Annotated in this window: 14 protein-coding genes; 7 read left to right on the top strand and 7 right to left on the bottom strand. The window is 67.9% G+C overall.

Translation table 11 applies throughout. The features are described from left to right. Window positions 1–64: 64 nt before the first annotated feature. On the top strand, window positions 65–1,639 hold the full coding sequence (locus Q4A20_RS07625) for a glycoside hydrolase family 43 protein (RefSeq protein ID WP_303121976.1): 1,575 nt from the start codon (window positions 65–67) through the stop codon (window positions 1,637–1,639). A gap of 239 nt (window positions 1,640–1,878) precedes the next feature. On the opposite strand, the gene Q4A20_RS15100 is transcribed toward Q4A20_RS07625, so the two are convergent. Beyond that, window positions 1,879–2,160, bottom strand: a complete 282-nt coding sequence (locus Q4A20_RS15100) for a DUF5605 domain-containing protein (protein WP_368502455.1) — start codon at window positions 2,158–2,160, stop codon at window positions 1,879–1,881. A gap of 108 nt (window positions 2,161–2,268) precedes the next feature. On the opposite strand from Q4A20_RS15100, the gene Q4A20_RS07620 reads away from it, so the two are divergent. From Q4A20_RS07620 to Q4A20_RS07595, 6 genes are all read left to right on the top strand, one after another. Then, a complete protein-coding gene (locus Q4A20_RS07620) occupies window positions 2,269–2,418 on the top strand; it encodes a hypothetical protein (RefSeq protein ID WP_303121970.1) in 150 nt (49 codons plus the stop codon). Between the two features lie 270 nt (window positions 2,419–2,688). Further along, the gene (locus Q4A20_RS07615) at window positions 2,689–3,303 is read left to right on the top strand and encodes a hypothetical protein (RefSeq protein WP_303121963.1); all 615 of its coding nucleotides are present in this window, start codon (window positions 2,689–2,691) and stop codon (window positions 3,301–3,303) included. Between the two features lie 492 nt (window positions 3,304–3,795). Then, window positions 3,796–6,741, top strand: a complete 2,946-nt coding sequence (locus tag Q4A20_RS07610) for a family 78 glycoside hydrolase catalytic domain (RefSeq protein WP_303121960.1) — start codon at window positions 3,796–3,798, stop codon at window positions 6,739–6,741. A gap of 112 nt (window positions 6,742–6,853) precedes the next feature. Further along, window positions 6,854–8,287 (top strand): MFS transporter, encoded by a 1,434-nt coding sequence (locus tag Q4A20_RS07605; protein WP_303121953.1) that lies wholly within the window; start codon window positions 6,854–6,856, stop codon window positions 8,285–8,287. Window position 8,288: 1 nt separating this feature from the next. Then, entirely contained in the window at window positions 8,289–10,004 is a 1,716-nt protein-coding gene (locus Q4A20_RS07600) for a carboxylesterase/lipase family protein (protein ID WP_303121946.1), read from the top strand. 11 nt (window positions 10,005–10,015) lie between these two features. Continuing rightward, on the top strand, window positions 10,016–11,974 hold the full coding sequence (locus tag Q4A20_RS07595; protein WP_303121940.1) for a CocE/NonD family hydrolase: 1,959 nt from the start codon (window positions 10,016–10,018) through the stop codon (window positions 11,972–11,974). Between the two features lie 57 nt (window positions 11,975–12,031). Here the strand turns inward: Q4A20_RS07595 and argF are convergent, their stop codons facing one another. From argF to Q4A20_RS07565, 6 genes are all read right to left on the bottom strand, one after another. Continuing rightward, entirely contained in the window at window positions 12,032–13,090 is a 1,059-nt protein-coding gene (argF, locus tag Q4A20_RS07590; RefSeq protein ID WP_303121932.1) for an ornithine carbamoyltransferase, read from the bottom strand. A 257-nt stretch (window positions 13,091–13,347) separates the two neighbouring features. Then, window positions 13,348–13,503 carry a hypothetical protein gene (locus Q4A20_RS07585; RefSeq protein WP_303121930.1) on the bottom strand — a complete coding sequence of 52 codons (156 nt, stop codon included), beginning with the start codon at window positions 13,501–13,503 and terminating at the stop codon, window positions 13,348–13,350. A gap of 410 nt (window positions 13,504–13,913) precedes the next feature. Further along, window positions 13,914–15,032, bottom strand: coding sequence for a serine protease (locus Q4A20_RS07580; RefSeq protein WP_303121928.1), 1,119 nt, complete (start codon window positions 15,030–15,032; stop codon window positions 13,914–13,916). A gap of 429 nt (window positions 15,033–15,461) precedes the next feature. Further along, window positions 15,462–17,882: a family 78 glycoside hydrolase catalytic domain gene (locus Q4A20_RS07575; protein ID WP_303121926.1), complete on the bottom strand. Its 2,421-nt coding sequence runs from the start codon at window positions 17,880–17,882 to the stop codon at window positions 15,462–15,464. A gap of 232 nt (window positions 17,883–18,114) precedes the next feature. Further along, a complete protein-coding gene (locus Q4A20_RS07570) occupies window positions 18,115–18,876 on the bottom strand; it encodes a hypothetical protein (protein WP_303121924.1) in 762 nt (253 codons plus the stop codon). Next, window positions 18,873–19,721 carry an ATP-binding cassette domain-containing protein gene (locus tag Q4A20_RS07565; RefSeq protein ID WP_303121922.1) on the bottom strand — a complete coding sequence of 283 codons (849 nt, stop codon included), beginning with the start codon at window positions 19,719–19,721 and terminating at the stop codon, window positions 18,873–18,875. The genes Q4A20_RS07570 and Q4A20_RS07565 overlap by 4 nt, the downstream gene beginning before the upstream one ends. Window positions 19,722–21,516 lie beyond the last annotated feature (1,795 nt).

Genomic DNA, 21,516 nt, shown 5'->3' with positions numbered 1-21,516 from the left:
TGGCGGTGGCCCGGGAGGTCCCCACGATCCCGGACCACCGCCCCGCCCCCAGAAGGAGAACACCGTGTCCATCCGCTCCACTCGTCCGATCCTGCCGGGCTACTACCCGGACCCGTCCATCTGCCGCGCGGAGGACACATTCTGGCTGGTCAACTCCAGCTTCGAGTACCTGCCCGGCGTGCCGGTGCACCGCTCCACCGACCTGGTGCACTGGGAGCAGGTCGGCCACGCCTACACGCGTCCGACCGCACTGCCGCTGCCCGGCGGCGACGCCGGTTCCCAGGGCACCTTCGCCCCCACCATCCGCCACCACGACGGCACCTTCTACGTGATCGTCACCAATATGGGTCAGGACCCGCTGAGCCAACGCATCGTGCGCACCACCGACCCGGCCGCCGGCTGGTCCGACCCGGTGGAAGTGCCCGACACCCCGGGCATCGACCCGGACCTGTGCTGGGACGAGGAGGGCGTCTGCCACCTGAGCTGGCGCGGGGTGTCCTTCGAGACCGGCACCGCGGTCTCCACGCTGCGCTCGGTGCCGATCGACCCGGACACCGGCGAACGTCTGGGCGAAGTGGTGGATCTCTGGCAGGGCACGGGCATGCGCGATGCGGAGGGACCGCACCTGTACCGGCGCCGAGGCTGGTGGTACCTGCTGCTGGCCGAGGGCGGGACCGGCGTCGGCCACTGCGTGACCATGGCGCGCGCCCGCGAGCTGACCGGCCCATGGGAGGAGCACCCCGGCAACCCGATCCTCACCCACCGCTCCACCGACCATCCGGTGCAGGCCACCGGGCACGCCGACCTCGTTCCGCTCGACGACGCCGGCTGGGACGGGGCTCGGTTCGCCATGGTGCACCTGGGCATCCGCCAGTTGGAGCCCTTCCCCGGCTATCACGTCAACGGCCGGGAGACCTTCCTGGTCGGCGTCGACTGGGAGGGGGACTGGCCGGTCGTCGTCGAGGATCGTTATGCGGAGGCGATCGCCGCGCGCGACGCCGCCTCTACGCACGCCTTCACCGATGAGCTGCGTGGGCGGCCCGGCCCGGTCGCGGACGGTGACGCCCCCTGGGACCTGCCCGACCGGTGGGTCTCCCCCGGCGGGCTCGCCCGTACCGCGCTGACGCGCAACGCCGCCGGGGCGCTGGCGATCACCGCGCCCGACGACGACGCCGCGTCGCGTCCGCTGCTGGCGACCCGGTGCCGCGACGCCGGCTGGCGGGCCGAGGTGGAGTTGGCGGTGGAGCCGGGCGCCGTCGTCGAGCTCTGCGTGTATTTGGACCCCGATCACCGGGCCGCCGTGCGCTGGGACGGGAGCCGGGCCTCAGCCGTGGCGACCTCGGCCCCGTTCGAGCAGGTTCTTGGCGAATTGGCGGCGGAGGATTTGGAGGCGCCGCAGGGACGGGCGCTGCGACTATGGGTGAGCGCGCAGCTCCCGGAGTCGGGTTTCTTCGGGCGGCGGGTGCCCGATGAGCTGGTGCTGGGTGTGAGTATGGCCGGACGGGACGTCGAGTTGGGGCGGCTCGACGGCCGCTACCTGTCCACCGAGGTGGCCGGCGGCTTCACCGGTCGGGTCGTGGGCGTGCGCGCCATCCGCGGCACCGCGACCGTTGGGCGCTTCCAGTACCAGCCACTGTAGACACGTCAGGCTCGGGCAGGATGAGCCTGATTGACCGGTTGCACACTTCTCCTCAGAGTCCAATCCCCGATCCGCATGTTTCCGCGGTTCTGCTGAGGCCGCCGACAGCTATGAGCCGCCTCCAGTGTGCAACGAGGCACCCGTTGCACACTGGAGCCATACCACCCAACTCCAGGCCCAACCGACAATTCCGCATAATACCAACGAAAACTCAAGATCGGACGGGTTCATCCCAACGACTATTGCATGCAAGAACACCCGCCAATCCAGTCGCAGCGCACTCGCACCGCCATCCACGGACGGCTCGGCAGCGGCACCTCAACCCCGCCGCTCACCCCAGTCGCGACCTGCTCCACCGTCATGTTCCACGTGTCGATGACATCTAACGCCCCGGTACGGCCCGCCGGCACCGTGACCGTGGCCCGATAGGGCTGTGCACCGCCGAAATAGGTCAACAGGTAGCCCTCCCCATCTGCGGCCGATAGTGCCGTCGACCGCTGCGGATCCTTGGTCCGCAGCAATCGCCGCCGGCGTCCACAACTCTTCTTCGCCGCAGGGTCAACCGGCCACCTGTGGAGAACTTGCTGGCTGCGCGTGCACGGACGCCGCAGCAGCCCGAGTATCGGTTCATGGACACCATCCCCGCGCCGCCTCCGCTACCCACGATTGACTTCGCCTACGCCGGGCGCCCCAGCAGAGCTCGGACCGTGGACACCCGCGTACAGATCTCCCCCGGCGTCAGCCTGTTTCCGACTACCGGGCAGGCGGTGTGGGCGTAGCAGCGCGAGGTTGGCCTGGCCCGCTGCGTCGCCGCGATTCACTCAGCCAGATCCGCGGTTGTACTCACTCATGAGGCTGCGGCACTCGTACACGGCCTGTGGCTGCGCCGCGGCGAGACCGATATTCGCATTGCGGTACCTACGAATCCCAAGCGTGCCCGACAACCGTTGTCTCCCATCGACTTCGCAGATGGGAGCCTTCCACATCTTTCCGGGGCGGGTCGTGCCGTCAGCCTGAGACGCCGTCGCTCCCGCCTGCAGCCCGAAGATGTGGAGGCGGTCAACGGGCTACCGGTCACGACCCTGCTGAGAACGGCGGTCGACTGCGCCTTCGATCTGCCTGCGCGCGAGTCGATCACGATCGTCGATTCGGCCATGCGGGCGCTGTGCCGCCCCGACCGCTTCAAGCCACAGCAGGCGCAGGCCCGGTGGGAGCGCGTCCGCCCCCAGTTGCTGGCGGCGGTGGACGCCGAAGGACCACGCCGGGGAGCGGTGCGCGCCCGCGCCGTCGTCGCCATGGCGAGCCCCTTCTCGGAGTCACCCGGTGAAAGCCTGACCCGGCGGCTGGTTGTGGCACTCGGGCTGCCGCCGCCGGAGCTGCAGTACGAAATCCTGCTCGAAGCCGGCGGCCAGCGCTTCCTCGACCTCGCCTGGCCGGATCTGCGGCTGGCGATCGAGTTCGACGGCCGTAGCAAGTACAGCGTCAACGACGATGTCTGGGAGGAGAAGCTCCGGCAGGACGCCATCGGCGCCATGGGCTGGTCGTTCATGCGAGTGACGTACGCAGACCTCAACGATGAGGAGCGGCTGACCTCCAGAATCATGAAGCACATGCCGCCAAGCGTGACGCTGCACGCCCGCCGCGTTCTCGGCCTGTGGGAGTAGTGCGGCTCGAGTTTCAAGCACGGCGAACACCCGCACGGGTGAAGGTCGATCTCGGGCCGAAGAAGACGTGTTCGCCCGCCCAGAGTCGTATTCGGGATGAGGAGGTCGTATTCGGGCTGCCGTGGTCGTATTCGGGATGAGGAGAACGTGCTGGCCCGCTCAGGGGCGCACCCAGGATGAGGAGAACGTGCTCGAACGACCGGGCGGGGTCGTTATAGGGACCGCGAGGACGTCTTCGGGCGCACGAGGTCGTCCTCAGGCCTGCTGGGCGGTCTTCGACGCGCGCTTCGGACACCTCCTGCCGGGTCGTCTTCGACGCGCGCTACGGCCACCGCCTGCCGGGCTGCCGCCAACCAGGAAGCCGATGTGCAACACGCGCGAGGCAGCTCATGCCAAGGTGCCTGCGAAAACGCGTTGACTGCACCCGCCTCAACAATTAACCTTTGAGTCGTTTCAACGCCCGCCCCTCGTCACCGCAGACGGAGCCACACCATGTCAACGCAGACGTCCCCCTCGCCACAGCAGCCCGCCACCGTGTCCCCGTCCCCAGCGGCGCCGGGTCCACTCCCCGAGGTCTCGACGTCCCAACCCGACGGCGTCCTCCCGTCCGCACGTCCCGCAACCCCCGAGCCCGCCATCACCGCCGCCGACCTGCCTGACCCCGTCGGTGACCTGGCAGCCCCCGTCCACCTCAAGTTCGAGCAGTACCTGCCCGGCAACGTCCTGGGTGGCGCCTCCCCCACGCCGCGCCTTTCCTGGGAGATCCCCACCGCCCCCGCAGGCTGGTCCCCCATCGACGCCGAGCTCGAGCTGACCCGCACCGACGCCGCCGGAAACCCGCTCGGTAACCCGCAAACACTCACGCTTCCCTCCGCCGACGGCGTCCTGGTGGACTGGCCCGCCCCCGCACTCGCCTCCCGCGAGCGCGTCGCGGTGCGCGTGCGCGTTACCGGCAGCGTAGCCGTCGCCGCCTCCGCCACCACACCGGCCGCCGCGGTGCCCGCCACCACCGACTGGTCCGCGCCGGTGGCCTACGAGGCCGGTCTGCTGGATGCCGCCGATTGGGAGGCGCTTCCCGTCGGCCCGGCCTGGCCGGAGAATCCGGAGAGCGATCGCCGCCCGCCGCGCGTGCGCCACGAGTTCACGATCGACCGCCCGGTGGTGGCAGCGCGCGCCTATGTCAGCGCCCACGGCCTGATTCGCGCCGAGCTCGACGGCGACCGCGTCGGTTCCGATGAACTGGTGCCCGGCTGGACCGTGTACGGGGAGCGCCTGGTGGCTCGCACCTACGACGTCACCGCCCAACTGCTGGACTCCTCCCCCGGTGGCGACGGCGTCGGCCCACACGCGCTCGGCGCTCAGCTGGCCGATGGCTGGTACCGCGGACACATCGGCTTCGACGGCGGCTACCGCAACCTGTATAGCAACGACGTCGCCGCCATCATCCAGCTCGAACTCATCCACGCCGACGGCACCCGCACCAGGGTCGCCACCGGCCCCGACTGGCGGGCGGGCGCCGGCGAGATCCTGTTCACCGGCCTCTACGAGGGTGAAACGGTGGACGCCCGCCTGACCACTCCGGGCTGGTCGGCCCCCGGCTTCGATGACGCCTCCTGGTCGCCGGTGGCCGTGGGCGCCTCGAATGCGGAGCGCCTGATCATGCCGCTGGATGCCCCGGTTCGGGCGCAAGAGGTACTACTTCCGGTCGCCGTCACGGTGCAGGACCGGCAGGTGATGACCATGGGAGAGGCGGAGATCGAGACCGCCCCCGAGCGAGCGCTTATCGACTTCGGGCAGAACATCTCCGGCCGCCTGCGCATCTGTGTGGCCGGCCCGGCGGGCACCACCATCACGCTGCGGCACGCCGAGGTGCTGGAAGACGGTCGGCTGGGTACGCGCCCGCTGCGCGGTGCCGCCGCCACCGACCGCTTCACGCTGGCCGGCGACGGCGTGGAGGAGTGGGAGCCCACCTTCACCATCCACGGTTTCCGCTACGCGGACGTGACAGGCTGGCCGGGCGGGGCGGCGGCCGCCAAACGGGACATTGAGGCCGGGGCGATCACCGCCGTCGTCGTACACACCTCCATGGAGCGGCTGGGCGCCTTCGACTGCTCGGACGCGCGCGTGAGCCGCCTGCATGAGAACTCGCGGTGGTCCATGCGGGACAACTTCGTCGCCCTGCCCACCGACTGCCCGCAGCGTGACGAGCGCCTGGGCTGGACCGGTGACATCCAGGCCTTCGCCCCCACCGCCGCCTTCCACTACGGCTGCACCGGGCTGTTGTCCTCCTGGCTGATCGACCTGGCGATTGAGCAGGCCGCGCACGGCACCGTCACCTGGTACGTGCCCGTGATCCCCGGAGGTTTCTGGACCCCGCCGCGGCCAGCGGCCGTGTGGGGCGACGCCGCCACCGTGGTGCCATGGGAGCTGTTCCGGGCCACCGGCGACCGGGGTCTGCTCGCCCAGCAGTACGACTCCGCCAGGGCCTGGGTGGATCTGGTTGACTCCCTGGCCGCCGCCGATCACGTGTGGGACTCCGGCATGCAGCTGGGCGACTGGCTGGACCCCTCCGCCCCACCGGACAACCCCATGCAGGCCATGACGGAGCCGCACCTGGTGGCGACAGCCTTCTTCGCGCAGTCGGCCCGCATTGTGGCCCGCTGGGCGCAGGAGCTCGGCAAGAACGACGACGCCGCTCACTACGCCGCCCTGGCGGAGGCGATCGGGGAGGGCTTCCGCGCCCGCTTCACCGACGGCGCCGGGCACATGAGTTCCGACACCCAGACCGCCTACGCCCTGGCGATCACCTTCGACCTGACCGGTTCGGCGGAGAACCGCCAGGTGGCCGGGGACCGGCTGGCGGAGTTGGTGGAGGCCTCAGGCGGGCACGTGTCCACCGGTTTCGCGGGCACACCCGTACTCACCGGGGCGTTGACGGCAACAGGTCACGCCGACGCCGCCTACCGGCTGCTGCTGACCACGACGTGCCCGAGTTGGCTGTACACGGTCACCATGGGGGCAACCACCACCTGGGAGCGTTGGGACTCCATGCTGCCGGACGGACGCATCAACCCCGGCGATATGACCAGTTTCAACCACTACGCCCTGGGGGCGGTGGCGGCCTGGTTGCAGCGCGACGTCGCGGGCCTGGCCCCGGCCGATCCCGGCTACCGGGTGATCGAGGTGGCGCCGGCACCGGGCGGGGGCCTGACCCATGCGGAGTCCGTGCACCGCACCCCCTACGGTTGGGCGGCCTCCTCCTGGCGCCTGGTGGGCGAGGACGGACGGGAAGTGGCACCGCAGGCGGCCGCCGCCGGCCAGGGCCGCCTGGAACTCGACGTCGTTGTGCCCGTAGGGGCGCGGGCGCGGGTGCGGCTACCGGGCCGGGAGGGCGAGGTCGTCGAACTGTCCCATGGCCGCCACCACCTGGTGGCCTGAGCGCAGGCCCGAACCGAGGCCCGGTTCAGAAAAACCGATAGCCAAAGAGCTACTCGCCACTGAAATTCGTGAGACGCTAGGAGAATACCCGCACGAGAACGAAGGAGTTCCCATGTCCCGAGCGCACGCGGTCCCACAGGTGGGTAAGGACCCCAATATTCAAGAGCCCACCCGCCCCGGCACCTCCATGAAGTACCTGGGCGGCCGGCCCTTCTACCAGTACCTGTTCGCCTACACGATCGCGGGCATGTTCCTGTTCTCGTGCTACTCCGCCATCCCCGGAATTCTGCTGCCCAACCAGGTGCAGATGGTGGAGTTCCAGGTGTTCTTCGGCGATTACCCGCATGTAAACGCGCAGGTTCTCCAACAGCTCGCCTCCGGCACCTACACGGGAGCGGACGCCGCCGAGTTGATGGATATCTACGATCGGTACGACGGCGCCCGCGCCTCCGCGATGTCCGTGGTCGCCGCGATCGGCTCCTTGTTCACCATGTTCGCCCAGCCGATCGTCGGTGTCCTGTCCGACCGGTGGCGCTCGCGCTGGGGGCGGCGCTCCTTCTGGATCTGCGCGGGCGGATTCGTGGGCGCCCTGCTCATGATCGGGCTGCGCTACTCCACCACCATCCTGCTGATCACCGTCTTCTGGGTGGTGGCGCAGGTGGCCCTGAACTTCATGCAGGCACCGCTGGTCACCACCATCGCCGACCGCACTCCGGAGAACCGGCTGGCCACGGTCTCAGCCTTCGCCGGTCTCGGCACCATGATCGGCGGGCTGGCGGGCTCACTGGTAGCAGGCAACGCCTTCAACGCCATGGGCCTGGACGCCTACTACATCTTCGCCATCCTGGTGGCCTTCGGTGCCGCCTGCTTCGTGCTGCTGGCCCGGGACCGTTCCTCCAAGGAACTGGAACTGCCGCACTTCGATGCCAAGGCCTTCATCATCGGGTTCACTATCGCCCTGCGGGACCGCGACTACCGCTGGGTGTGGATCGCCCGCCTGCTCATGTTCCTGGGATACACCTCATCCACCACCTTCAACCTGTACATCCTCCAGTCCTATGTGCAACCGGCCCTCACCCAGGCGGAGGCCAATGCCATGGCGCCGATCCTGGGTCTGGTGGCCATGCCCGGCATGATCATCATGATGCTCGTCTCGGGCCGAATGTCTGACAAGCTGGGGCGGCGCAAGCCTTTCGTCATCTATTCCTCCTTCGCCCTGGCGGCCTTGTACGTGCTGCCCGCCGTCTGGCCGTCGGTGGTGAGTCTGCTGATCATGTCGGCCCTGTCCGGATTCGCCTTCGGCGCTTTTATGACCGTGGACCAGGCTCTGTTCATCGATGTGTTGCCTGACCCGGAGGCCGCCGGCCGTGACCTGGGCGTGGCGAATGTGGCCACGAATATCGGTCAGATGCTGGCCCCTGTGATCGCCGGCCAGTTCGTTGCCCGCATCGCCGGCGCCACGGGATACCGCATGATCTACATCTTCGCCATGGCCATGCTGCTATTGGCGGCCCTGGCGATCTACCCGGTGAAGAAGGTCAAGTGACATGTCCGCCGCCACGCACCCGGCCGACACACCGATTGCGGTTCCCGTAGCCGACGTGGGCCCGGTAGTCCCTGCCCCCTGCGGGGCGGTGCGCGGGGCGTGGCGGCGCATCGTCTCCGCATCCGGTGCCGCGCCCGCATCCCGGGCGATGCCCTCGGCCACCGGGGCCAGCAATGGTCCGGCCGGTGCCGACAGCCCCGGCCGGACCGTCGTCGACCAGGCCGACGCCGACTACGCCCGCTTCACCCGCTCCGCCGCCTTCTACGCCATCCCCTTCGCCGAGCCACCGACCGGTCCACGCCGCTTCCTGGCGCCGGTGCGGCGCAGGCGCTGGGACGGTATCCGGGATGCCACCCGTCCCGGCCCCACCCCGCAACGGCGCCCCTTCGGGGAGACCACCGCCATCCCCGAACCGTCCATACCGGGCGCTGACATCCTCGCGGTGAATGTCTTCACCCCGGCTCCAGGGGATGTGGGCGCCCGCCTACCGGTACTGGTGTGGATACACGGCGGCGGCTTCTACGCGGGCAGCCCGGCCAGCCCCTACTACGACGGGGCCGCCTTCAACCGCGACGGCGTGGTCACCGTGAACGTGTCCTACCGGCTCGGATTCGACGGCTTCGGTTGGATCCCCGGCTCCGACGCCCCGGTCAACCGCGGTGTGCTGGACCAGATCCTCGCCCTGGAGTGGGTGCGGGACAACATCGCCGCCTTCGGTGGGGACCCGGAGTGGATCACCGTCGGCGGGCAGAGCGCCGGGGGCGCATCCGCCCTGGTGCTGCTGCACTCTCCGCGCGCCCGCGGCCTGCTGCACGGGGTGATCTGCGAGTCGGGCGGCACGACGGCGGCGACCACCGCCGACGCCCGGGTCATCGGGGAGCGGGCCGCCCAGATCGCCGGCATCACCCCTGACCTGGCGGGCTGGCGCTCCGTGTCGGAGGAGCGGGTACTGGACGTCTCGGAGCAGCTCGGCCGGGAGTTCCCGCTGTTCGACGTTACCGCCGATCTGTCGCGTTTCATCCGTCCGCCCCGGGCCATCTCCCGCACCTTCATGCCGGTGGTGGACGGGGGCATCATCCCCGCCGCCTCCCTGGACGCGGCGAGCGCGGCGGCGGATGTGCCGGTCCTGTGCGGCGGAGTGCGCCACGAGCTCACCCCCATCGGTCGGGCGCTGGCCGGGGAGCTGGACGGGCGCAGCACCAGGGAGCTGTTGGCCGAGGCGGGCATGCGCCCGGAGCGCATTGAGCAGCTGGTTGCCGCCTACCCGGAACTGGCCGGCGACGAGGAGCTGCTGGTGGGCCAGGTGGTCTCCAACGGCCTGTTCCGCCTCCCGGTACTTCAGTGGGTGCGGCGGCGCGGCGCCGATCCGGTCGCGGCCGATCGCACCTGGGTGTACGACTTCTCCTGGTGCTCGGTGCTGCCCGCTCCGGAGGGCGGCCTGTCCGCACACTGCATGGAAGTGCCCTTCGTCTTCGACTGCCTGACCCACCCGCATGCCGACGGCGTCCAAGGCTCGCCACGCCCGCAAACGCTGGCCGATGTCATGCACGCCGACTGGGTGCGATTCATCCGCGATGGCGACCCGGGCTGGGAGCCCTGGGCACGGTCCGGAACTGGACGCCGCTACGGCGGCCCGGCCGCCCCCGCCGGCGCCGTCGACGAGTTCATCTATCCCCTGGAGCTGGCCATGCTGGTCGACGCCGAATCCGCGCAATAGGAGCCCGCATCATGTCTAACAACAGTCGCACCGCCGCGCAGCCGGAACCGACCCGGGGCCGGCGCTCGCCGTCGTCGGGACGCACGGAGGCCGGGCCGGCCGGAGCCATCCCGGCCTCCGTGCGTGCCGCCCTGAAGCTGCCCGCACCCGGTGGCCCCGCCTCCTGCGCCATCCACGAGGTGTTGGTGACCCCGATGCCGGACGGGACCGTGCTGCGGGCCGACGTGGTGCGGCCGGACGACGACGGCACCCACCCGGTGCTACTCGCCCGGTGTCCGTATTTCGGGGCCTGGCGGCCCATGGTGGCTGAGGTGTCCGGCGCCGACCCGGCCACACCCGGGCTGATGGCGGGCGTGCTGGGCATGCAGGCGAATGTGAGCCTGGACCGGGCCATTGCCGAGGGCTTCGCGGTGGTCGCCCAGGCCTGCCGCGGCACGGACATCTCCGATGGCGACTTCCACTTCTACTTCGATGAGGCCGCCGACGGCACCGCCACGCGTGCAGCCCTGGCCTCCCTGCCCTGGTGTGACGGGCGGGTACTGACCTTCGGCAACTCCTACCTGACCACCACCCAGTTCACTGCCGCGCTGGCCAGCACCGAACATCTGGCCGCCATGACAGCCTGGGTGTCTCCCTCCACCTACGACGACGATCTGGCCATGCGCGGCGGCGTACTGCTGGAGGGGCCGTCATATGAGTGGGCGCGCCAGCAGGTGCGCACCGGACTTTGGCGTGACGGGCGCCCGGACGCCCCACAGGAGACCCTGCCCGAACCGGTTGAGGCATTCACGCCCTACCTGGAGCGGGTCGGGATCGCGCAGGCGGCCCGGGACCTGGCGACGTCGCACCGGGCCGGCGGGCACGTGGTCGACTGGGTCAAGCACCCGCTGCGCGACGCGTATTGGGAGCATCTCGCCTACCCGGTGGACGGCCTGGCGGGCGTGGATGTGCCGACGCTGCACGTGTCCGGCTGGTACGACCTGTTCCAGGGCGGCACTCTGCGCAATTTCACGGCCATGTCCGCGGGCGCGGCCGCTCGGGGTCGGACCGGGGATGTGCGCCTGGTGGTCGGCCCGTGGACGCATCTTACTTTCGACGGGCAGCTGGCCGGGCGCGACTTCCCCGGCGGCGGCATTGACGACGTCGGCCTGGGCGAGCTGAGCCTGGACTTCTGGAAGGCGGCCCTCGGGGATGAGCGGGCGGCGGAGCGGCTGCCGCACGATCCGGTGCGGGTCTACGTCATGGGCGCGAATCGCTGGATAGACCTTCCCTCCTGGCCGGCTCCCGACGCCGTCGAACAGACCTGGCGCCTGGGCGCAGGCGGGGCGTTGCACACGCCCGGCGTCGAGGCGGGGCGGGACGACGTTTCAGGTTTCGATGCCACCGCGGACGCTGCGGGTTGGACCGCCTGGGTGCACGATCCGGCAGACCCGGTGCCCACCGCGGGCGGCCAGATGCTGATGGGGCCGCCGGGCAGCGCCGGGCCGCATGATCAGCGCAACGTTGAGGCACGTGGGGACGTGGCCGTCTTCTCCAGCGCGCCGCGGGTGGAGCCGGTGACGATTCTCGGGGCGGTACGGCTGCACGCCTGGGTGGCGGCGGACGCCGTCGACGCCCACCTGCACGTCACTTTGACCGATGTGGTCCCGGATGGTACCTCAACCCTGCTGACCGACGGCGTCCTGCGGCTCAGCGCCCGTGCCGGTCTGGATAGACGCGACCCGCTCTCACCGGGCGAGCCCGTTGAAGTGACTGTGGACATGTGGTCCACCGGTGTGCACCTGCCGGCCGGGCACCGGCTGCGCGTGAACCTGGCCGGCTCGAACTGGCCGCGCTATAGCGTCTGCGACCCGTCTGGTGGCACCCCGGTGAGCATGCGGGTACTGCACGACGCCGACCACCCCAGCGCGGTGGTACTGCCCATCGTCGACTTGGAGGCGCACCCCGAGGTGGGCCGTTACGGCGCCTGACCCAAGGTCTGCGCGCTTGGCGCCGATGATTACCCCGCGCCGGGCACGCTGCAGGGGCTATCCGGCTACCGGCTGCGCCGAGTCCCTGCGGTCGGCCAGGGTGGCGACCATTACGGCTTTGATGGTGTGCATGCGGTTCTCGGCCTGGTCGAACACGATGGAGGCCGCGGACTCGAAGACGTCCTCGGTCACCTCCAGGCCATCCATGCCGGTGGCCTGGTAGATCTCCTCCCCGATACTGGTCTGCCGGTTGTGGTAGGAGGGCAGGCAGTGCATGAACTTCGCCTGCTGTCCCGCCCTGGCCATCAGGGCGGCGCCCACCTGGTAGTCCCGCAGCAGCTCAATGCGCTCGGTCCACACGTCCTTGGGCTCCCCCATGGACACCCAGATGTCGGTGTGCACGAAATCCACCCCGGCCACGCCCGCGTCCACGGACTCGGTGAGCGTGATGCGCGCACCGGTGCCCGCGGCCACGGCCCGGGCTGCGGCCACACACTCGTCATCGGGCCACAACTGCCTGGGAGCAACAATGCGCACATCGGCACCGAGCAGAGCACCGGCCACCAACAGGGAACGACCCATGTTGAAGCGGGCGTCACCGACGTAGGCGTAGGCGATCTCGCCCGCGGGCTTGTCGGTGTGCTCCAGCATGGTCAGGCAGTCGCACAGCATCTGGGTGGGGTGCCAGTCATCGGTCAACCCGTTCCACACCGGCACCCCCGACAGCTCGGCCAGCTGATCAACCTTGGCCTGGGAGTCACCCCGGTATTCGATACCGTCGAACATCCGACCCAGTACCCGGGCGGTGTCCGCCACCGACTCCTTGTGCCCGATCTGGGAGCCTGACGGATCCAGGTAAGTGACGTGAGCACCCTGATCGTGGGCGGCGACCTCGAAGGAGCAACGCGTACGCGTTGAGGTCTTCTCAAAGATCAGCGCGATGTTCTTGCCCACCAAGTGCTGGGTCTCCCGACCGGCCCGCTTGTCCGCCTTCAAACCTGCCGCCAGAGCGATCAGAGCCGTCCACTCCTGCGGCGTGAAGTCCAGCTCCCGCAGGAAGCTGCGCCCCTTCAGTGAAGCGAGAACAGCGGGATCGGGCGCCGGGATGGCAGACATACGAAGGTCCTTTCGAGGCGTGAACTCAGGGGATGATCATAAGCCACGCCGTGGGACGAGGCCGCGGGGACCGGCGCAGGTTGTCGGCAAGTGCGACTGGTCGGCGCCGTGCGGTCCACAGGGGCGTTACCGGGCAGCGGCGGCAGCCTTCGCAACCGGCTGCTGCACCCTCAAGCCGGAAAAGTCGCTAATCGCCTAACGCGCGCTGGGGCCCCGCACCGAGTGCGGGGCCCCAGCAGAGATTCGGCCGGTCGCGTTCAGGTGTCCTGCCGGACCTGCCGGTTGCCGAGATCGGAATCAAGGGCGACGCGTGTAGTTGACGTCAGCGCAATGGCCGGACATTCATTCGCGCCCGGCAGATGGCCGACGCTGAGGTTGATCGTCACATCCTGGTCAGTTTCGGTCACATCCACGCTCACGCCCTCGCACTGAGCGGGGCCGGCAACAAATGTCACCTCAATGGTCCGGGAGTCCAGAAGGACCCACGAGTCCCACGGCACTCGGGCGGGCGCGACCAGGTCAGCGCGCGGCTGGAGCACCTGGGGCGACTCCGTCCCTTCACCGCTCGGTGCGGGGACGGCAGTCGAACCAGCTGATCCGGAACCGCTCGTGGAGTCAGTCGAGTTCACGGTCGGAACTGTGCTCTCGGAACCGGCTTGCTCCGTGGAGCCAGAGGGAGAGCCTTGCGGTTGCCCACACCCTCCGATTCCTGCGGCAGCGGCGATACCAGCGGCGAAGACGACCTTCACCGTCGTACGTCGTCTGAGCTGAGACACGATGCGCTCCCCTGGTGCACGATGCTAAGTACCGTTCCTCCACCTGACTAGTCGGATATGGTGGCATCCAACATGATCTTCATCTGAGAGGTGAAGTAGGGCCCCCAGTTCTGGTAAGTAGCAGGCCGCCAGGTGGACGTCACCGAGTTCACGTACCCCACCCCGGAGTCGTTGTTGTAATACTGGAGCCACGGGCCTCCGGACGCACCCCTGCCGAAGTCGCAGCCGACTATGCTGACCCGAGGTCCATCAGCATGGGTGCCTCCCCAGCATGCCCACATGGTGTAGCGCCCATACGGATTGAGCTTGTTGCTCGGGTAGCCGAAGATCGAGACGTCGACGGCCATGGGGGAGTTCCAGATGAGACCGTGGCCGCCAACCGCGTCCACAATTCTCCTACCGTGGTCTCCTCCGTTGTTGAGGGTGACGAACCCGACGTCGTACGTCATGTCGCGGTAGGTGATCCACGAGTTGAAAGTCCGCAGCGTGCGAGCTGTCCAGATTCCCACAGGATCAGGATCCGCCCTGGTAGCGTCGTAGCCCGGAACAAATACCAGGTTGCGCATCCAACCGCCGTCGCTGTGGCTGTAGACGCAGTGGCCAGCCGTGATGATCACGCGCTTGGACGGCGTATTGACGGCAGACGCCGAGCAATACGAGTTGCCCTGCCCGTAACCGTTGAAGAACAGCTTCCCGTTCGTGATCGAGAAGTTCGTCACCCGCTGGGCCGCCAGAATCTCCTCGTCGGAGCCAGCAGCCACCGTCTGGACGTCATCGTCGAACACGCCGGCCGCTTCGGCCTGCGCGAGGACGTCAGCGGCGGGAACTGCGGGAGCGCTGGTACCCTCCTCGCCGTCCGCCACGTTGTCAGACGCAGCGACCACCTGTTCTGAGCCGGCGACGACGTCGGCCGGCTGAGCCTGGGCCATCCGTTCGGGTGTCCAGTAGTCGAGGACGTCCTGATCGGGAGCCGCCGCTTCCAGATCGGCCTCGCTTGCGAGCACCGGCTCCTGACCGAAGGTGTCGGGGGCGACGACGGCGGTTGACGCCGCTTGGCCCCCCTCGTCCGCTACGGCCGCCGGTCCGGGCGCAGCAGCGGCGCTCGCCGCAGCCGGGACATCGTCTCCGGATGCCGTCGGTGCGGCGACGGCCGGAGCGATAGTCAAAGCTGCGACCGCCGTGAAGGACAGAAGAGCCGTTGGCAGGCTTCTTCTTCGCTTGTTTCCAGCAAGTCTCACGTTCATGATACCTCTTGCCTTCCCCCATGATCCTCCTAAGCGCACGTCATCGCATACTCAAGAGGCAGGGCGAATATTGCAGGGACAAAACAGGGCGACTTACGCCGACCAAGTAGAAAATATCATCGAGAACACGCTGATGTCAAGTAGGCATCGAGACTCACCTCAGACCTCCGCAGGTTGGCGCTCAGTGCCTCGGACGGGGCCGAAGCTCGACCGGGCCGCGTCATCCGCGTCGCGGGTGGCAGGCAGGCCCGGCAGTGAGCACGGCCCCGGCCACGCACCAACTCCAGGCCGAACGCCTCAAGGACCTGCCCGCCCGACGCAGCACTTAGCCGGCGACCATCTGTACCCGATTCAGGCGGTGGGCAGGGGGCAGGACTCGGAGTACTTGCCGCCGTCGGTCTCCTTCACGCTCCCGTCGGGCAGGCGCAGCTTGGTTGGTACCCCGAGCGGAGTCTCGCCCCGCATGTGGAAGACGCCGTCACTGATCGTCCACACGCTGTCGATCAGCCCCCGAGACGTCTCGAGAATGGCCCGGCTGCTGGTCAGTCCACCGCCCGGCTGCGGCGCGATCTCCACCGCCGTGTAGCCCGGCGCGGCGGGCTTGATACCAGCCACATACTCGTGCAGGAAGGTACTGACCGCTCCCTTGGCGTAGTGGTTCTGCGAGCCGTGCGGTCGCCCCTGGGCGTCGATGCCGTTCCACTGCTCCCAGATGGACCTGGCACCACGGTCGATCATGACCATCCACCCGGGCTCCTCACGCTGCAGCAGCACCTGGTAGGCCAGATCGAGGTAGCCGGCATCCGCAAGCGTGGGCAGCAGCAGGCCGGTGGACAGGAATCCGGTGGACAACCGGAAGCTGTTCTTACGAATCAACTCGGCCAGATGCTCGGCGGCTTCCGGCCGCCGCTCGGACTCCAGCAGGTCAAAGGCGAGCGCACGCACATAGTTCGCCTGCGTCGGCTCAGTCAACCGAATACCCGTCTTACCCGTCTTGCGCGACTTCCGAGTCTTGACAACAAACTCCCTGCGCCACGCGGCCGCGACCTCATCCGCCAACTCGCCGAACCGGAGGGCATCGTCCCGCACGCCCAGGATTTCCGCGGTGTCGGCCAGGATACGCGCCGAGCGGGCGAAGTAGGCGGTGGCCACAATGCCAAAGTCCGCCTGAGGATCCCACTTCACGCCCGGCTCGGCCCACTCCCCCCATTGGAAGCCGGTATCCCACAGGTAGCGGTCATGCTCGCGCCAGTCGGGGTGCCGCTGGGCCCGGCTGGGGTGACGGTCGGCGGCCGCCACCCGCTCCACCCGCTCCACCCAGCGTCGCATCATCGGGTAGGCCTCAGCGAGTGCCTCAACGTCACCGTAGGCGCGGTACATCTCCCAGGGGACCATGGTGGCCGCGTCGCCCCAGCCGGCGGCACCGGCCATATCCGGCAGGGGGCTGTCGTCGTCGGCACCCATATCCGGGGCGACATTCGGGATGGTGCCGTCCTCGCGCTGTTCATCAGCGAGCGTGCGCAACCATTTACGGGTGAAATCGGAGATGTCGTCGAGGAAGGCAGCAGTACGGGCGAAGACCTGGAAATCGCCCGTATACCCCCACCGCTCGCGTTGCGGGCAGTCGGTGGGGATGTCGCACGAGTTGGAGCGCCAGGAGTGCACCGTGTTGGCGTGCAGGCGGTTCAAGCTCCGGTCTGAGCAGGTGAAGCCGCCACGCTGCATTAGGCCACTGCGTACTTCAACCGCGGTCACCTTGCCCGGATCGATCTGCCAGTCGGCCCCGTCAATCGCCACGTAGCGAAAACCATGGATGGTGTGCCTGGGCTCGACGATGTCGCCGTCCACTCCCCGGGAGTAGATCACGTCCACCTGACCGATCGGGTAGGGCTCGCTTCGATACGGCGGGTCGTACTGGAGGTGGCGGGTGGTCATGTCGCTGCGCTCGTTCAGGACTTCGAAGTGGGTCAATGCGAGCCGCGTTCCCTTGGGTCCCAGATCGCTGATCCGCACCCATCCGTTCAGTTGCCTACCGAAATCGACGATCTGCCTGCCCGAGGGGAGGTCAAAAATGGTCAGGGCCGGCAGTATCTCGCCACGCCGGACCGGCGGGCCGGGTGAGACCGCCAGGCGGGACCGGTCACGGGTGAGCGGGGTGTCCGCAATCAGGGCCGGCTCCCACCGCTCCTGCCCGAGCCGGAACAGGTCGGTGGTCTGACCGTCCATCAGGTCCGCGGCGGTGATGGCGCAGACCGCGACCTCCCAGCCGGGGCCGGTGGCCACCCGACGTTCGACGGCGTCACCGCGGGCCGCCCCGTCGCCGTCGGCCGCCGTCGGCGGCGCCCCACCCAGGGTGAGCGCGGCGATTACGGCCGTCGCCTCACCGTAGTTGTCGGGTACGCGGGCCGGCCCGCAGCGGCCGCGGAACCAGCCGTCCGAGACGACCAGGCGCAGCTCGTTCTCACCCTCGCGCAGCATTCCCGTCACGTCCCAGGTCTGCACATACAGGGTCTTCCGGTAGTTGGTGGCACCGGGGGTCAGTTCGACGTTGCCGACGCGCTCGCCGTTGATGTAGGCCTCGTAGATGCCGTGGGCGGTCGCGGTCAGACGGGCAGGTCCGTCGGCCTCGGCGGCGGACGCGTCCAGGTGCGTGCGCAGCTCATAGGCGGGCCGGTTCCCGGCCGCGGGGGTGGGGGTGGGCGTGGCGAGCCAGGCGGCGTCGTCCAGATCGGTCAAGACGGGGTCGATGAGTGGCGCAGGGTTACAGATCATCAGGTGTTCACCTTTATTTGAGTGTTGAAGGGCGCGTCGGAGCCGTCTCCGGCGGCGGCATCAAGGATGGTCTCATCCTTGCACCCATTCGCCCGCAAACGGGCAGCAATGGCGCAACCGATTCGACTCGAACGGTAACGCAATGATCACGGTCAGGCCGGAGATGGCCGAACGCGCTCCAAGGCCGTGAACTCGTGCACCGGACGGAGTTTCTGTGACGCTTCACGCGACCCTAGAAGTCGTCTCTGGTCAGTCGGTAGTGGCCCCACAGGAACAGGGGCAGGCACCACGCTGCGGCCAGCAGCACCGTGGCGATCGGCTCCTCCTGCCATGAGGAGGCTGGTATGGCGGCCACACCCTGTAGCCTGGCAATGACCGCATTGGGCATCACTGTGTCAACCCACTCGAGGGTCCGAACCGTCCCTCCGGCCATAGTCAGCAGCGACTGGACCAGCACGCCCAGCATCTGGGCTGCACCCATTATTAGTGCCAGGACCATCGACGCGACCGCCACCGATCGCACTCCCATCGCCAACAGGGCGCCCGCAACGGCGACCAGCGCCAGAACCAGCGCCGCACGAACCACGGTCTCCACAGAAGCGGCCATGTCGAATGGAACACCGCGGTAGTCCAGGTAAGGCCTGGCCGTCAAAGCAAGCCCCATCATGAGCACAAACGCGGGTAGGGCCGTTACCACCGCTGCGCTGACCAACTGCGCCCAGAACAGCCTGGTACGTCTGCCAACGGCCACCACCGTGAGCATGATGGCCCCGGAGGGGTACTCTGCACCGGCGATCACCACTCCCGCCAGTCCGACCGGCAGTGCCGCCGCCTGAACTCCGGGGACTCCGACAACGGCTGAGAAGAAGCCGACGAGGCATAGTTCCAGGGCGACCAGTACCTGAACCGAGCGAGCCCTCGCAGCCTTGCCGAGTTCACTTGCCAGGACCCGCCGCCAAGTCACCGCCTCCTGAGCGGCGCTATCAACAGTCATGGCTCTTCCCATCCTTCCTGCGCACTGAAGAACCAGCTTTCAAGCGATTGCCTCGCCTCGCGCATCTCAGTGAAAATGACGCCCTCTTCGAGGAAGGCCCTCTGCACCTCTTTGATGTCGGCGTCTATGAGCATCGCATCCTCGCCGGCTCCGGGTAGTTCCGCAGCCTTCACCTGCCAGTGGCGCGAATGGGCCAGGGCGGCCAACTGGGCCGGGTCCTCCACACGGACTATGACCCCGCCGGGGTGCCGCATCTGGTCAGCAGAGGCTTTGGCCTTAACCCGGCCCTTCTTGAGGACGACGACGTGGTCCATGATGTCCTCTACCTCCCCGAGCAGGTGGGAGGAGACCAGCACGGCCCTGCCTTCATCGGCGAGTCTGCGTAGGAGCGAGCGCAGCCACCGCACCCCCTCCGGGTCCAGACCGTTGAACGGTTCATCCAGGACGATGTTCTGCGACTTCCCCAACATGGCCGCTGCCAGCGACAGGCGCTGGCGCATCCCGAGCGAGTATGTGCGCACCTTGCGGTGCCCGGCTTCAGCGATACCTGTCTCCTCCAGGCATTGGCGCACGCGGGTATGCGGAATGCCGCTGGTGCGGGCCAGTCCCATGAGGCACTGGAACCCCGTTCGGGAACCGACCCAGTGCTCTGCTCCCAGAACCAGCCCCAGACACCCGAGCGGGTCGGGCGACGTTCCTGGCTCCATGCCTTCGACCCGTACCTCGCCTCCGTCGGGTCGCACGAGTTCTCCGATCACCTTCAGGGCCGTTGTCTTGCCGGCGCCGTTCGCGCCGACCAGGCATACGATCACCCCGTCCGACACCTCGAAAGAGGAATGAACCAACCCACGTCCACCCCCATAGTCTTTACTCACCTCCGTCAGTGAGATCATCGCAGACCCTCCCTCCCCGTAAGATCGACAGCCGAGCACTCAAGGCACACGCACACTCTCCAACACACCACCATCAAGCCCGTAACGACATCAACACCACAGCCGACGACGGCCGCGCTGGATTCGCGTTCAATCAATCTACCCATCCCCTCCTTGAGCGCGGCTCATACGCCTGAGAAGTACAGCACTGATACAGCTTATTACCACAAGCAGAGGCGGCGCCACGGCCTGGATTGGATTATCGGGCATTTCCGGAACTATCGCAAGCAATGTATAGCCATTCCGGGAAGAGTTATTGAAAGTTGCACTGACGAAGAGCACGATATGTACATAACTAGCCTTCTTAGCCCAATCAACCCTGCCTTGATCAGCATTTCCCAGGACCCCGCACCAAACGGCATGCTCCAGCGCTAGCGCGAGGAACACGACCACAGGGCCCACTGACGCCGCCCCACCCGACAGTTGCTGCTGCACCAGCCCCAAGCTGACCGCATACGCGCAGCAGGTCAATGCACCAACGAGAAATAGAAGCCGTGCCGCGGCCAATCCTGATGGGCCGGATGCAGTTACACCCGAGGCTTGCACATCCGGTTCGCGACTCATGGGGCATCTCTTCTTCCACGCAGGGCCATAGGCGAGGGCGTCATAGCCCCCGGAAATGCGCTGTAGCCTACACGCCTGCGCCTGCGCCCGCAAGGGTGCGACGAGGACTGATTACAGGCTATTCGTGCAGCTCCCGACCGAGTTGTGGGCCGCTAGCTCGCCGTCGCCGCGCCGTCAGTCTCGGCGGCGCGACGGGCGGCCAGGTCCGCGTTGATCTGTGGCAAAAGGGGCGCTTCGTGTTTGAGGGTGTGGTGGTTCGGGCCCGCGGGTGGTTGTGTTCGGGCGTGGGGGTCGTTTTCGGGCCGGCGAGGACCTTTGGCCGGTCATATGCCCGACGACGAACCCTCTCTTCACGGGGCATGGAGGCCGGCGGTGCGAGCATCCGAGGTGGGGCGGGCGTCACGGACGTAGAGCCAGTGGGATCAAGGCCAGGGCCCGAGCGTTGGGTACGCCCCTTCGGCCTCTACTACGCCAGTTAGACCTCCGCTGAAGGGCCCAGAACCCTTCAACAAACACCTAACCGGCGTAGTAAACCCCAAACCGGCGTAGTAAACGACGTCACCGCTGAGCACGCGAGCGAACCGACTCCCGGCTCCACCCACACCCTCAAACGCGAAACGCCGAATAAGGCTGCCTATCAGGAGCAACGCAATATTGGTGTTGGCGAGTAGCAGCACAATGTCACCCAGAATGCACAGCAGTTGGCCGGCGATAATGATCGAGCTGAGTTTGAAGCGCTTCATCAGGGGTGGAATGGCGGCTCTCGCGGTTTGGAGGTGTGGTGATGAGGGTTGGGGTTGCGGTGTGGTGGTTGCTGTCGGGTGTGGGAGGTCGTCTTCGGTGGGTGCCGGTCTGTTGAGGGTGACCTTTTCATCCCCAAGTCCTTCACATTCGGGAGGGTTTTGGGCCGAAGAAGAGGTTTTCGCCGGACCAGGGTCGTTGTCGGGCGGGTGGTGTCGGCTGGCGGGGACGATTCGTTGAATCCGTTGAGATCATCCGGGTATCGGACCGGGGCGCGGACCCGGGGTGTGTTCGCTGGTGCGCGCCGGGTGAGGGTTCGGCACTTCGCCTGACGGTTCGGCACTTCATCCCAGCGCTTCGGCACTTCGCGCGACGGTTCGTACCCGTAGGTGCCGAACCGTCG

This window comes from Actinomyces sp. (assembly GCF_030530635.1).
In the GTDB taxonomy this organism is placed as follows: domain Bacteria; phylum Actinomycetota; class Actinomycetes; order Actinomycetales; family Actinomycetaceae; genus Actinomyces.
The sequence above is the reverse complement of the archived record's forward strand: the minus strand, read 5'-3'. Positions and strand labels throughout refer to the sequence as shown.